Below are 12,961 nucleotides of genomic sequence, written 5' to 3'. Positions count from 1 at the left end.
AAGGAGTGGCTGATGAGACGCGTCGCGACCCTTGCCGTGTCGACCGTGTTCCTGGGAGTGTCGCTCGCCGCCTGCAGCGAGGACACCGAGACCCCGGCGATCTGTGGTTCCGTGAACAGCCTCGAGGACTCGGTCCAGGACGTGAAGGACATCGACCTCACGGCTTCAGGAAGCCTCGACGAGGTCAAGGCCTCGCTGACCGAGGTCGGCAACGCCCTGGCGGACGTCAAGTCCGAGGCGAAGTCCGAGTTCTCCGATCCGCTCACCACGGTCGAGACCAGCTTCACCGCCCTCACGTCCAGCATCAACGCGGCGACCGCCGATGCGTCGGCGAGCACCCTGTCGGCGGTCGGCACCGCCCTGACCAGCTTCGGAACCGCAGTGGAGAGCCTCGTCAACGACGTCAAGGCGACGTGCTGACGAACGACGAGAAGGGACACGACCATGGGACTTCTGCGCGGACGAGGAGACGACGGGGACGTGCGGCGATTCCGCATGCGCGAGAAGCTCGCCTCGATCGGTGACGACTTCTGGATCGAGGACGAGGACGGCAACCGCGCGTTCCGAGTCAACGGCAAAGCCATGCGGATCCGCGACACCTTCGTGCTGGAGGACCTGTCCGGTCACGAGGTCGCCAGGATCCAGGAGCGCAAGCTGAGCGTCCGTGACAAGGTGGCGGTCGAGCGCGACGACCAGACGATCGCCACGGTCCGCAAGGCGCTGGTCGGCATCCGGGACCGCTTCGCGATCGACGTCGAGGGCGGGCACGACCTCAAGGCGCACGGCAACGTCGTCGACCACGAGTACGAGATCGAACGCGACGGGGACACGGTCGCTCGGGTGTCGAAGAAGTGGTTCCGCGTCCGCGACACCTACGGCGTCGAGATCGCCGCAGGGGAGGACGAGGCGCTCGTGCTCGGCGTCGTCGTGGCCATCGACTCCCTGACCTGACCGCGTCCGCGTCTACTGCAGCGCGGCGGTCAGACGCATGACGTTGTCGATGTAGGCGGAGCGCCTCGGGCGGTTGAGCCACTCGTCGAGCGTCAGCTCGTGGGAGACGGCGCGGTAGCTGTCCTCGACCGCGGTCACCTTCGCGACGGCGTCGGACCCCAGCAGCATCAGCGACACCTCGTAGTTCAGCGCGAACGACCGCATATCCATGTTGCTCGACCCGAGCACGGCGACGTCGTCGTCGACGGTGAAGAACTTCGAGTGCAGGATCGCGGGTGCCGGATAGAAGTAGATGCGTACGCCCGCCCGCAGCAGCGCCTCGTAGTACGAGCGCTGTGCGTGGAACACCATGAACTGGTCGCCGGCCTCGCTCACGAACAGCTCGACGTCGACTCCGCGCTGGGCCGCGGTCGTCACGGCGTACAGCAGCGACTCGTCGGGCACGAAGTACGGGCTGGTGATCGACAGCCGGCGCTGCGCCGAGTAGATGAGCGTCGTGAAGGCCCGCAGGTTGTTCTCGGTCGCGAACCCCGGCCCGCTCGGGATCACCTGCGCCTCGATCTCGCCCCGGGGCGGAGGCGGGGCGGCGATCTCGTTGATCAGCCGGACTCCGGACTCGGCGTACCAGTCGGTCGCGAACAGGAGGTTCAGGGCGCTCACCGCGGGTCCCTCGACGCGCGCCATGAGCTCGACCCACTCACGGCCGGCCTTGTGGTTCTTGGGCTTGTTGTAGCCGGGCTCGATGAGGTTCTGCGAGCCGGTGAACGCGACCGTGCCGTCGACGACCATGATCTTGCGGTGGTTGCGCAGGTCCGGGCGGCGCCACTTGCCTTTGAGCGGCTGGATCGGGAGCATCATGTGCCACTCGATCGCGGTGGTGTCGAGGCGCTTCTGGAAGTCCTCGAACCCGGGGATGCCGCGGGATCCCAGGTGGTCGAACAGCAGCCGCACGGTCACTCCGCGATCCGCGGCGCGCGCGAGCGCCTCGAACACCGGTGCGGTCACGTCGTCCCAGGCGCTGATGTAGAACTCCACATGCACGAAGCTGGTCGCCGCGTCGATCGCGACGGCCATCGCCGCAAGGCTGTCGGCATACCCGGGGAACAGGTCGATCCTGTTGCCGGGCGCGACCGGCTTGGCTCCGAGGGTCCGGTTCAAGGTGGCGACCGAGGAGACGTACGCCGGACCGTCGTACGCGGCCTCGAGCGTCGGGACGTCCGCCGTCTGCTCGGCGATCATCGCGTTGATCGCCGCCTGCTCCTGGTGGCGGCGCTGCTCGAGCTTCGTCCGACCGAGGACGAGGAACAGCACGAATCCGAACAGCGGGATGATGAGGATCAGGAGCAGCCACGCCATGCCGCTGGACGGTCGCCGGTTCTTGGGCACGACGCCCAGCGCGACGATCTTGATCGTCAGGTCGATCACGTACAGAGCCGCTGCGAGCCACGCCACCATGTGCCAAGGATCGCGTACGACGGTGGTCGCCGCGTCACTCGTGCAGGGTGATCACGCCTGCGTCGGCACCCCTGGATGCGGCCGGCCCAGGCGGCTCCGGTAGGGTCGTCACAGCGACGCGGGGTGGAGCAGCTCGGTAGCTCGCTGGGCTCATAACCCAGAGGTCACAGGTTCAAATCCTGTCCCCGCTACTCAGAGAAGCAGTGGCAGAGGCCGTTTTCGGAGTCACCGGAGGCGGCCTCTCGCCTTTGGGGGCAAGGGGACCGTATGACGACCACGGTGAGCGTCGACAATTTCGTGCGCGCCGAGACCGACCGGATGTTCGCCGCCATCCAGGCAGACGCCGGCGGCATCAACGCCTTCCGGCACAACCGGGAGCCGGCGCCGATCGACGAGCAGACCGTGATCCGGCTGAACCGCGACACGCTCTACAGCTTCGCTGTCGTCGACATCTCCGCCGGGGCGCGGGTGACGCTGCCTGACGCAGGCGACCGCTACATGTCGGCGATGGTGGTCAACAACGACCACTACGTCGACGCGATCTTCCACGGCGCGGGCACGTACGAGCTGACGGTCGACCAGTTCGGCACCGAGCACGTGATGGTCGGGGTCCGGACCCTGGTCGACCCGGCAGACGCCGCAGACATCGCCGAGGTCTCTCGGCTGCAGGACCGGATCACGCTGGAGGCGGGGTCCGCACGGCCGTTCGTCTCTCCCGAGTACGACGCCGTCAGCTTCGACGGCACCCGGGACGGACTGCTCCAGCTCGCCACGTTCTTGTCCGGGTTCGACCGCATGTTCGGGACCCGCGAGGAAGTTGACCCGGTCCGTCACCTGATCGGCGCGGCGGCAGGGTGGGGCGGGCTGCCGACCAGCGAGGCCTCCTACGTCGGGGTCGAGCCGCGCGTGGACCCGGGCGACTACGAGATGACTCTCGAGGACGTCCCAGTTGACGCGTTCTGGTCCATCTCGGTCTACAACGCCCGCGGCTTCTTCGAACCGACCTCCAGCGGCCGCTACACCATCAACAGCATCACCGGCGTCCCGAACGACGACGGTTCGATCACCGTGCGGTTCGTCACCGACCCCGAGGACCCGCGACCGAACGCGATCCCCGTTCCCGACGGCTGGAACTTCCTGGTCCGTCTCTATCGGCCGCGCGCCGAGGTCCTCGACGGAACCTGGACGGTGCCGCCGCTGGTGCCGGCTACCGAGGTGTCCCCGGGGCTCCAGGCCTGACTGCCGTATTGCCGGTCCGGCAACACAGATTGTCGCCGGCCGTGCGGGTCGGCAGGCTGGTGGGCATGGAGACGAACGAGTCGTACGACGCCCCCGCCGCCGCCGAGGCGGACACCCAGCCGCTGACCGAGGAGGAGGCGGCGATGTTCGAGCCGCCGAGCTGGGACGAGCGCTACTCCGGCGAGGAGACCGTCTGGAGCGGGAAGCCGAACGCCCAGCTCGTGGCTGAGGTGTCCGTCCTGACACCCGGCACCGCGCTGGACGTGGGATGCGGCGAGGGCGGCGACGTCATCTGGCTCGCGAGCCAGGGCTGGAAGGTGACCGGCGCCGACTTCTCGGCCAACGGACTCGCGCGGGCTGCACGGCACGCCAAGGACGCCGGCGTCGCCGACAAGGTCGACTGGTGGCAGGTGGACGCGCGCAGCTTCGCGGCGGACGGACGGGCGTACGACCTGGTCAGCACGCATTTCCTCCACCCGCCGAACGGCGGGATGGTCGAGGTCGTCGCCCGGCTCGCCGAGGCGGTCGCTCCGGGCGGACGCCTCCTCGTGGTGGGCCACGCGCCGTCCGAGGCGTTCTTCACCCACCTGAGCCCGAACCAGCGACGGGCGATGTTCGTGGCGGAGGACCTGCTGCCCGGACTCCCGTCGGACTTCGAGGTCCTCGCGGTCGAGCAGCGCCCACGGGCGATGGTTCGCGAAGGCGTCGAGGTGTCCGTGCACGACTCGACGCTGGTCGCGCGCCGTACGCCGTGACTGCGGGCGGTCAGGCTCGCACGGCGACCAGCCAGCTGAGGTAGACCACGTACGCGGCGACGAACACGCCACCTTCGATCCGGCTGATGCGGCGACCGGTCATGAAGACCGGCACACAGGCGACCGCGACGACGGCCATCAGCACGAGGTCGGCGGCCAGGACCTCGTCAGGCACGGGCACGCTCTCCGGAGCGGCAATCGCTGTCACGCCGAGGATGAACACGAGGTTGTAGACGCTCGACCCGATGAGGTTGCCGAGCGCCAGCTCCCGGTCGCCGCGGAACGTCGACACGAGCGTGGTCACGAGCTCGGGCGCCGACGTGCCGATGGCGATCACGGTCAGACCGATGACGGCATCGCTGATCCCGAGCGACGACGCGGCGTCGACCGCGCCGCTGACGAGCAGGTCGGCGCCGACGACGATGACCACGAGTCCGGCCACGAGCCCGATGACGTCGCGAGCGAGACCGCCTGAGGGGGAGCCTTCCGTCGTGGCTCCACCTGCACCCTCGGGCGTACGCTCCGCCGCGTCAGCGCGTCCTGCGCGGAGCACGCCGTACGTGTAGGCGACGCCGAGCACGAGCAGCACCGCACCCTCGACCGTGGTGAGCGTGCCGTCGCTGCCCATCACGAACACGACCAGCGCGGCGGCGGTCATCGCCGGGAGGTCGAAGCGGAGCGTGCGGGTTGCGAGCGCGATCGGCCGGATCGCTGCACTCAGGCCGAGGATGAGCAGGAGGTTCACCAGGTTGGTGCCGACGATGTTGCCCACGGCGAGGCCGCCGCTCCCGCGCCGGGCGGCATCGACGCCGATCGCGAGCTCAGGCATGCTCGTGCCCAGCGCGACGACGGTCAGACCGATCGTGATCGGGGCGATCCCGAGTCGTACCGCGACGCCGGAGCCGCCACGGACGAGGAGCTCGGCGCCGATGACGAGGCCGACCAGACCGAGCACCATGACGAGCACCGTCGACATGGGGACACTCTGGCAGGCTCCGACGGTGGACGCAGGCCCAGATGCCCTCGGGTCAGTGTGCTGCGGCGCGCCGTGGGACGACGTGCATCACGGCGACGACGATCGCGCCGACGACAAGGCCGATGATCGCGGACGCGATGGTGTTGACGAGCCAGCCGAGCGCCGCGCCGGCACCGGCCACGGCGTCGTGCACGGCCTCCTCGAGGTGGTGGACGAGCTCGTACGGCGCGTGCAGGCCGAGCTCGTCGGCGCCCACCAGCAGGATGTGGCCGCCGACCCACAGCATGGCGACGACACCGACGGCCGAGAGGGTCGCGAGGACCACGGGCATCGCCTTCACGAGCCCGTTGCCGACCGCACGCGACGCAGCGGACGTCCGCTGGGCGAGGGCGAGGCCGATGTCGTCCATCTTGACGATCAGCGCGACGACGCCGTAGACGAGAGCGGTGATGCCGAGCGCGACGACGATGAGGATGATCGCGCGCGACACGAACGGCTCGTCGGCCACCTCGTTGAGGGCGATCACCATGATCTCGGCCGACAGGATGAAGTCGGTCCGGATGGCGCCGGACACGACCGTCTTCTCCTGATCGGCACCCTCCGCCGTCGAAGGCTTCTCCGGCGCGTGGTGCCCGGAGACCTTCTCCCACAGCTTCTCGGCGCCCTCGTAGCAGAGGTAGGTGCCGCCGACCATGAGGATCGGGGTGAGGAGCCACGGGAGGAACTGGCTGAGGAGCAGCGCCGCCGGGAGGATGATCAGCAGCTTGTTGCGCAGCGACCCCTTGGCGATGCGTCCGATCACCGAGAGCTCGCGCTTGGGTGAGAGGCCCTGGACGTAGCGCGGCGTCACGGCTGCATCGTCGACGACCACCCCCGCAGCCTTGGCGCTTGCGCGGCCGGCAGCCGCGCCGACGTCGTCGACGGACGCAGCAGCGAGACGGGCGAGCGCGGCGACGTCGTCGAGCAGGGCTGCGAGTCCGACGCTCATGCGTGCGCTCCGACCGGGAGTGAGGTGGCGATCCGTGTCACAAGAGAAGGGTAGTTGTCGTTGCGGCCCTGCTTCGCACCCGCCGTACGATCCGGGGCATGCAGCGCTCATCCTCTGGTGCCTCGGGCCCGCTCGGCAGCCTCGCTGTCTTCATGGCGTCCCGCGACGGCAACGACTCCTCGCTCCTCGAGATGGCGTACGAGGTCGGTGCCCAGATCGCCGAGCGCGGCATCGAGCTCGTGTACGGCGGTGGCGGGAGCGGCCTGATGGGTGCCGTGTCACGGGGTGCGCTCGACCGCCGCGGTCGCGTGTACGGGGTCATCCCGTCGTTCATGGTCGAGCGCGAGTGGGGGCGCACCGGCGAGCCGGGGCTGGAGATGCACGTCGTCGACACGATGCACCAGCGCAAGGCGATGATGACGGCTCGGGCCGACGCCTTCCTCGTCCTTCCCGGCGGTCTCGGCACGCTTGAGGAGATGTTCGAGGTGTGGACCTGGCAGACCCTCGGCCTCCACGCCAAGCCGCTCGGTCTGCTCAACCCGGACGGGTTCTGGGACCCGCTCGTCGCCATGCTCGACCGCATCGCCGGCACCGGGTTCATGAGCCGCGAGCTCGTCGACGCCCTCGTCGTCGACGCCGACCTGCCTACGGTGATCGAGGGTCTGCAGCGCCGGGCGCTCGAGCGCTGAACGTCGCGCGGTACGCGCCGGGCCCGATCCCGACGTGCCGGGCGAACAGCCGGGAGAAGGTCGCCGCGTCACGGTAGCCGACGTCGCGCGCGACCTGTTGCGCGGTGCGGTCAGTGCGCGCGAGCAGGTGCTGCGCCCGGCGGACGCGCGCCCGTTGGAGGTAGCCGAGCGGGGTCTCTCCGGTGTCGGCCTTGAAGCGCCGCAGCAGCGTTCGCGTGCTCGTGTGGAAGGTGGCGGCGAGGCCCGGCAGGTCGTACGGCGTGTCGAGGTGCTGGTCGAGCCAACGCTCGACGCGGGCGGAGAAGCTGCCCCCCGTGGCCGGGAGGAGCCGGTCGTCCACGTACGGCGCTTGGCTGGAGCGGGCGTCGTCGACCAGTGCGATCCGCGCTGTGTGCCGAGCCGCGGTCGGACCGCAGTGCCGCCGGACGAGGTCGAGGACGAAGTCGTACATCGCGGAGAACCCGGCGGTGGTCGTGACGCCCGCGTCGTTGACGACCAGGTCTCCAGGCGTGACGACCGTACGGGGGAAGCGTCGGGCTAGCGCGTCGGCGAAGAGCCAGGACGTGGTCGCCCGGCGGTCGTCGAGCAGGCCCGCGGCGCCGAGGAGGAACGCGCCGACGCAGATCGACACCACCGCCCGTCCGCCGTCGGTGTGGCGGGTGATCGCCGCGATCTCGGGTCCGACGTCGGCGAGCCTCGCGTCGAGGTCCACAGAAGGCACGAGCTCGAAGCCGGGGACGACGAGCACGTCGACCTCACGCATCGGCCGCACGCCGATCGGCACGTCTCCCGTGGCGACGACCCGCCGACGCGGCGACATCACCGACGTCGTGAACGGCGTCGTCCCCGTGCCCTTGGCTCGGGCCACGTGGCCGCCGATCGTGAGCAGGTCGAGAACGCCGAAGACCTCCGACGCGAAGCACCCGGGGTACGCGAGCACGCCGACGCGCAGGGGTTCTTCCGTCATGGTGCCGCCTCCTCGTCCGAGGTGGCGAGATTACCTCTGATCATGGCGATTTCGCCGCTCCAACACCCCGTCCGAGGCGACGACGATGAGAGTCCGTCCGACCAGAGGAGACCAGATGAGGAAGCACGACGCGGGTGCCTCGCAGCTCGAGGACTTCGAGCGCCGCAGCTTTGCCGCCGACGGGAGCGAGAAGAACGTGTACGTCGCCGGCGCGGGTCCTGCCGTCATCGTGATGCCTGAGATGCCGGGGATCAGCCCGGACGTCCTGCGCTTCGCAGCGTGGGTCCGCGATGCGGGCTTCACCGTCTACGTACCGTCCCTCTTCGGGACCGACGGGGCGTACCCGACGGTCGAGGACGGCGCGGCGGTGATGAAGCGCGCCTGCGTCAGCGCCGAGTTCCGCGCGTTCGCCGGCGGCGGGACCAGTCCGGTCGTGACGTGGCTCCGGGCGCTGGCTCGACTGGCGCACGACGAGTGCGGCGGGCCGGGCGTCGGTGCCGTCGGGATGTGCTTCACCGGGAACTTCGCGCTCACGATGACGCTCGAGCCCTCCGTCGTCGCCGCTGTCCTCAGCCAGCCGTCGCTCCCGCTCGACGACCCAGCAGCGCTCGAGATGTCCACCGAGGACGCGGAGGCGGTGAAGGCGCGTTTCGCGAGCGCCGACCTGCGCGCGCTCGGACTGCGCTTCGAGGGCGACCGCTGGTGCACGGGGCAACGGTTCGCCGCGTACGCCCGGCTGCTGGGGGAGCGGTTCGACGAGCGCGTCCTCAGCGGGGAGGTCGCCAACGCCGAACCGCCGCCGTTCTTCCGCGACGTCGTCGGGACGCCGCACAGCGTCGTGACCGCGCACCTCGTCGACGAGGAAGGACACCCGACGGTGCAGGCGCGGGACGCGATCCTCTCCTACCTCACCGAGCGGCTCATCCCGCGGGCGCGATGAGTTCCGTCCTGCGGCGCGGTCCACCCGGCGTACCCGATGAACCCGATCAAGGAGTCGCCATGCGCAACGTCGTCGCCTACCTGCTCGTGTCCCTGGACGGTGTGGCCGAGGCGCCTGACCAGTTCGTCCTCGACTTCGACGAGGTGATGTACGCCAACCTGGGTCGCGTGATCGAGACCCAGGACGCGGTGCTCCTCGGCCGACGGTCGTACGACGAGTGGGCGCCGTTCTGGCCGACCTCCTCGCACGAGCCGTTCGCGAGCTTCATCAACGCGGTCGACAAGTACGTCGTGACATCGACGCCGCTCGAGCACGACTGGGCGAGCACGACCGTCGTCGACGGGTCGGTCGAGGACTTCGTGCGCGACCTCAAGCAGCAGCCGGGCGGGGACATCGGCGTGCACGGCAGCCTCGCACTCACCTCCTCGCTGCTCGCCGCCCAGCTCGTGGACCGGCTCCGACTCGTGGTCGCGCCGGTCTCCGTGGGCGAAGGCCGCCGGTTCTGGGACGGACCCGGCGACGCGCGACGGTGGGAGCTGGAACGCGTGGTCGGGACGCCGACCGGGAGCCTGCTCGCCGACTACCGGGCAGAGCCGTCGTCCTGACGGCGGTCTGCGCGCTCGGGTGCGATCGGGTTGTGTAAGACGCATGACCCGCTACGGCTTCCACGCCAGCCACGAGCAGATCGGCCCGCGCCAGCTGCTCGCCGACGTGCAGCACGCTGAGCGTGCGGGGTTCGAGGTGGCGATGTGCTCGGACCACTTCTCTCCGTGGAGCAGTCGCCAGGGACACTCTGCCTTCGCGTGGTCCTGGCTCGGCGCGGCGCTCGCCACCACCGACCTCACGTTCGGTGCGGTGAACGCGCCGGGACAGCGCTACCACCCTGCCGTGATCGCGCAGGCGATCGCCACCCTCGGCACGATGTTCCCGGGGCGCTTCTGGGTGGCGCTCGGCAGCGGCGAGGCGAGCAACGAGCACATCACGGGTGACGGGTGGCCCCGCAAGGAGGTCCGTACGCGCCGGCTCGAGGAGTGCGTGGATGTGATCCGTCGGCTGCTCGAGGGTGAGGAGGTCAGCCACGACGGCCTCGTGACCGTCGATCGGGCGCGGCTCTGGGAGATCCCGGAGCCACGGCCTCGGCTGGTCGGACCGGCGGTCTCGCTGGACAGTGCCTCCAGGGTCGCCGCGTGGAGCGAGGGCATGGTGACGGTGAACCAGCCGCTCGACGCCCTGCGGCAGCGCGTCGACGCCTACCGCGACGCCGGCGGCACCGGGCCCCTCGCGCTGCAGGTGCACCTGTCGTGGGCTCCGACGGAGGCTGAGGCGGAGCAGGTCGCGCACGAGCAGTGGCGGAGCAACATCTTCGGTGCCCCGGTCTCGTGGGACCTCGAGACCGCTGAGGCCTTCGACCTCGTGTCCGAGGACGTGACGGTCGACCGGGTGCGCTCGGTGGTCGACGTCTCCGCCGACCTCGGATGGCACCGCGACCGGCTCGCCTCGTACGCGGAGCTGGGCTTCGACGAGATCTACCTCCACCACGTGGGCCAGTCGCAGAACGAGTTCATCGACGCGTTCGGCGCGCAGGTGCTGCCGGGCCTGAAGGAGGCGTGACCGATGGCGCGGAGCGTGAGCACCGGTGACCTGTGGTGGAAGAACGCCGTCATCTACTGCGTGGACGTGGAGACCTACTCCGACTCCGACGGCGACGGCGTGGGTGACCTGATCGGGCTGACCCAGCGCATCGACTACCTCGCCGAGCTCGGGGTCACGTGCCTGTGGCTGATGCCGTTCTACCCGACGCCGGATCGCGACGACGGCTACGACGTGACCGACCTGTTCGGCGTCGACAGCAGGCTGGGCACGCACGGAGACCTGGTCGAGCTGCTCCGCGCCGCCGACGACCGCGGGATCCGGGTGATCGCCGACCTCGTCGTCAACCACACCTCGGCGCAGCACCCGTGGTTCAAAGCCGCGCGTCGCAGCAAGGACAACCCCTACCGCGACTACTACGTCTGGCGTTCGGACCCGCCGCCGGACACCTCGGACAAGGTCGTCTTCCCTGACAAGGAGGACGGCATCTGGGCGTACGACGAACGCACGGGCGAGTGGTACCTGCACCACTTCTACAGCCACCAGCCGGACCTCAACTTCGCCAACCCGAAGGTGCGAGAGCACATCGCCAAGTCGATCGGCTTCTGGCTGCAGCTCGGTCTGGCGGGATTCCGGGTGGACGCGGTGCCGTTCCTCATCGCCGACGTGGACACCGACGGGGACGACGTACCGGGAGACCCGCACGAGTACCTCAAGGCTCTGCGCTCCTTCCTCGGCAGGCGGCGCGGCGACGCGATCCTGCTGGGGGAGGTCAACCTGCCGCACAAGGAGCAGCGCGCCTACTTCGGAGGGTCCGACGGGGACGAGCTCACGATGATGTTCGACTTCCTCGGCATGGAGGCGCTCTACCTCGCGCTCGCGCGGGAGGACGCCCGCCCGCTCGCCAAGGCCCTGAAGGCGCGGCCGAGGATCCACCCGGACTGCCAGTGGGCGACGTTCGTGCGCAACCACGACGAGCTGATCCTCGACAAGCTGTCCGACCAGGAACGATCAGACGTGTTCGCCGCGTTCGGTCCCGAGCCGGCGATGCAGATCTACGGGCGAGGTCTCAAGCGGCGCCTCCCGACGATGATGGGCGGTGACCCGCGCCGGATCCGCATGGTCTACAGCCTCCTCTTCAGCCTCCCGGGGACCCCGACGCTGTACTACGGCGAAGAGATCGGGATGGGCGAGGACCTCGAGGCCGAGGGACGGATGGCCGTCCGGACGCCGATGCAGTGGGAGCCGACGCGCAACGGAGGGTTCTCCACCGCGCCGCCGCGTCGGCTGATCCAACGACTGGTCCCGGACGGCTACGGCCCCGAGCACGTCAACGTGGCAGACCAGTTGCGCGATCCCGACTCGTTGTGGAGCTTCATGCGCACGCTCATCCAGACCTATCGACTGTGCCCGGAGCTCGGATGGGGAGACTTCCGGGTCCTCGCTGCGCCGAGCAGAGCGGTGATGGCGCACCGGTGCCACTGGGAGGGGTCGACGGTGGTGGCCGTGCACAACCTGTCTGCAGACCCGGTCACGGTCCGGATCCCGATGGATCCCGACGATCTCAGGGGCGACGAGCACGTCTGGCTCGAGGACGTCATCGCGCACGAGGCGACCGAGATCGGTCGCGACGGCGCGGTCGAGCTGACGCTCGACGGCTACGGGCACCGCTGGATGCGGGTACGCCGGGGCGACCCGGGAGGTCTCTGAGCGACTGCTCAGCCGACAGGGTCGACCAGCTCTGCGAGCCGTGCGGGACGGGCCGCGTCCGGGAGCGCGCTCAGCGCGCCGATCAGTGCACCCACGCAGAGGTCGCGCACCTCGTCGCGGGACGCGGCCGGCGTCCCCGGCGTGTCGAGCCAGGAGAACGTGGCCGCCCGGAGCAGCGGGATCCAGCTGCTCACCGTGATCGTGAGGAGCGGGTGCGGCTCGTCCGGCTCGAGCGCCGCGAGGATGCGCTGCTCGTGCAGCCGGGTCGAGCGCTCGATGATCGCCTGGATGTCGGGATCGGCGCTCGCTGCGCCGCGGTGGATGGTGCGCATGCCGAGGCGGTTCGCTCGGCAGTGGTCGAGGTAGCTCTCGATCCCGGTGTAGAGCTGCTCGCGCGCGGAGTGGGCGGGGTCGGGCGCGGTGCTCTCGGCGAGGTGCGTCGCGGCGCGCTCGAGCAGGGCCGCGAAGAATGCGCGCTTGTTGGGGAAGTAGTGGTACAGGAGGCCGCGCGAGACCTCGGCGATCTCGGCGACGCGCTCGATGTGGACGTCGTCGTACGACTGCGTCGCGAAGAGCCGTGCCCCGTGAGCGAGCAGCTGCTCACGGCGTTGATCGGGGGAGAGGCGGGTGCGCGTGGCCACGGCTGGAGACTACTTGACAGCGGTTCAGTAGCGCGACAGGCTTTGTTGAACCGAAGTGCA

At 69.7% G+C, this 12,961-nt stretch carries 14 protein-coding genes and 1 tRNA gene; 10 read left to right on the top strand and 5 right to left on the bottom strand.

The features are described 5' to 3' along the window. Positions 1-12 precede the first annotated feature (12 nt). Both GH747_RS10175 and GH747_RS10170 read left to right on the top strand, forming a co-directional pair. On the top strand, positions 13-420 hold the full coding sequence (locus tag GH747_RS10175; protein ID WP_149769424.1) for a hypothetical protein: 408 nt from the start codon (positions 13-15) through the stop codon (positions 418-420). Positions 421-444: 24 nt separating this feature from the next. Then, on the top strand, positions 445-951 hold the full coding sequence (locus tag GH747_RS10170) for an LURP-one-related/scramblase family protein (protein WP_149769423.1): 507 nt from the start codon (positions 445-447) through the stop codon (positions 949-951). A 12-nt stretch (positions 952-963) separates the two neighbouring features. Here the strand turns inward: GH747_RS10170 and cls are convergent, their stop codons facing one another. Beyond that, on the bottom strand, positions 964-2,406 hold the full coding sequence (gene cls, locus GH747_RS10165; RefSeq protein WP_149769422.1) for a cardiolipin synthase: 1,443 nt from the start codon (positions 2,404-2,406) through the stop codon (positions 964-966). 117 nt (positions 2,407-2,523) lie between these two features. Here cls and GH747_RS10160 point away from each other — a divergent pair. From GH747_RS10160 to GH747_RS10150, 3 genes are all read left to right on the top strand, one after another. Next, positions 2,524-2,597 (top strand) — tRNA-Met (locus tag GH747_RS10160). Between the two features lie 76 nt (positions 2,598-2,673). After that, positions 2,674-3,645, top strand: a complete 972-nt coding sequence (locus tag GH747_RS10155) for a DUF1214 domain-containing protein (RefSeq protein ID WP_149769421.1) — start codon at positions 2,674-2,676, stop codon at positions 3,643-3,645. Between the two features lie 65 nt (positions 3,646-3,710). Then, positions 3,711-4,400, top strand: a complete 690-nt coding sequence (locus GH747_RS10150) for an SAM-dependent methyltransferase (RefSeq protein ID WP_194842901.1) — start codon at positions 3,711-3,713, stop codon at positions 4,398-4,400. Between the two features lie 10 nt (positions 4,401-4,410). Here GH747_RS10150 and GH747_RS10145 read toward each other — a convergent pair whose 3' ends face one another. Next, positions 4,411-5,376 carry a calcium/sodium antiporter gene (locus tag GH747_RS10145; protein WP_149769420.1) on the bottom strand — a complete coding sequence of 322 codons (966 nt, stop codon included), beginning with the start codon at positions 5,374-5,376 and terminating at the stop codon, positions 4,411-4,413. A gap of 52 nt (positions 5,377-5,428) precedes the next feature. Then, positions 5,429-6,364, bottom strand: a complete 936-nt coding sequence (locus tag GH747_RS10140) for a DUF808 domain-containing protein (protein WP_149769419.1) — start codon at positions 6,362-6,364, stop codon at positions 5,429-5,431. Positions 6,365-6,462: 98 nt separating this feature from the next. On the opposite strand from GH747_RS10140, the gene GH747_RS10135 reads away from it, so the two are divergent. Then, a complete protein-coding gene (locus tag GH747_RS10135; protein ID WP_149769418.1) occupies positions 6,463-7,053 on the top strand; it encodes an LOG family protein in 591 nt (196 codons plus the stop codon). Here GH747_RS10135 and GH747_RS10130 read toward each other — a convergent pair. Further along, positions 7,010-8,020 (bottom strand): GlxA family transcriptional regulator, encoded by a 1,011-nt coding sequence (locus GH747_RS10130; protein WP_149769417.1) that lies wholly within the window; start codon positions 8,018-8,020, stop codon positions 7,010-7,012. The genes GH747_RS10135 and GH747_RS10130 overlap by 44 nt on opposite strands. A gap of 115 nt (positions 8,021-8,135) precedes the next feature. Here GH747_RS10130 and GH747_RS10125 point away from each other — a divergent pair, with 115 nt between their 5' ends. The 4 genes from GH747_RS10125 to GH747_RS10110 are packed head-to-tail and all read left to right on the top strand — an operon-like array spanning position 8,136 to position 12,260. Beyond that, on the top strand, positions 8,136-8,960 hold the full coding sequence (locus GH747_RS10125; RefSeq protein ID WP_149769416.1) for a dienelactone hydrolase family protein: 825 nt from the start codon (positions 8,136-8,138) through the stop codon (positions 8,958-8,960). Positions 8,961-9,019: 59 nt separating this feature from the next. Beyond that, positions 9,020-9,565, top strand: a complete 546-nt coding sequence (locus GH747_RS10120; protein ID WP_149769415.1) for a dihydrofolate reductase family protein — start codon at positions 9,020-9,022, stop codon at positions 9,563-9,565. Positions 9,566-9,608: 43 nt separating this feature from the next. Then, the gene (locus GH747_RS10115; protein WP_149769414.1) at positions 9,609-10,571 is read left to right on the top strand and encodes a TIGR03885 family FMN-dependent LLM class oxidoreductase; all 963 of its coding nucleotides are present in this window, start codon (positions 9,609-9,611) and stop codon (positions 10,569-10,571) included. Between the two features lie 3 nt (positions 10,572-10,574). Continuing rightward, positions 10,575-12,260 (top strand): alpha-amylase family protein, encoded by a 1,686-nt coding sequence (locus GH747_RS10110; RefSeq protein WP_149769413.1) that lies wholly within the window; start codon positions 10,575-10,577, stop codon positions 12,258-12,260. 8 nt (positions 12,261-12,268) lie between these two features. Here GH747_RS10110 and GH747_RS10105 read toward each other — a convergent pair whose 3' ends face one another. Beyond that, positions 12,269-12,901 carry a TetR/AcrR family transcriptional regulator gene (locus GH747_RS10105; protein WP_149769412.1) on the bottom strand — a complete coding sequence of 211 codons (633 nt, stop codon included), beginning with the start codon at positions 12,899-12,901 and terminating at the stop codon, positions 12,269-12,271. Positions 12,902-12,961: the final 60 nt, after the last annotated feature.

The sequence above is a fragment of the Mumia xiangluensis genome (assembly GCF_010994095.1).
GTDB classification, from domain to species: domain Bacteria; phylum Actinomycetota; class Actinomycetes; order Propionibacteriales; family Nocardioidaceae; genus Mumia; species Mumia xiangluensis.
Note: the sequence above shows the minus strand (reverse complement) of the source record. Positions and strands in the feature narration are given on the sequence as shown.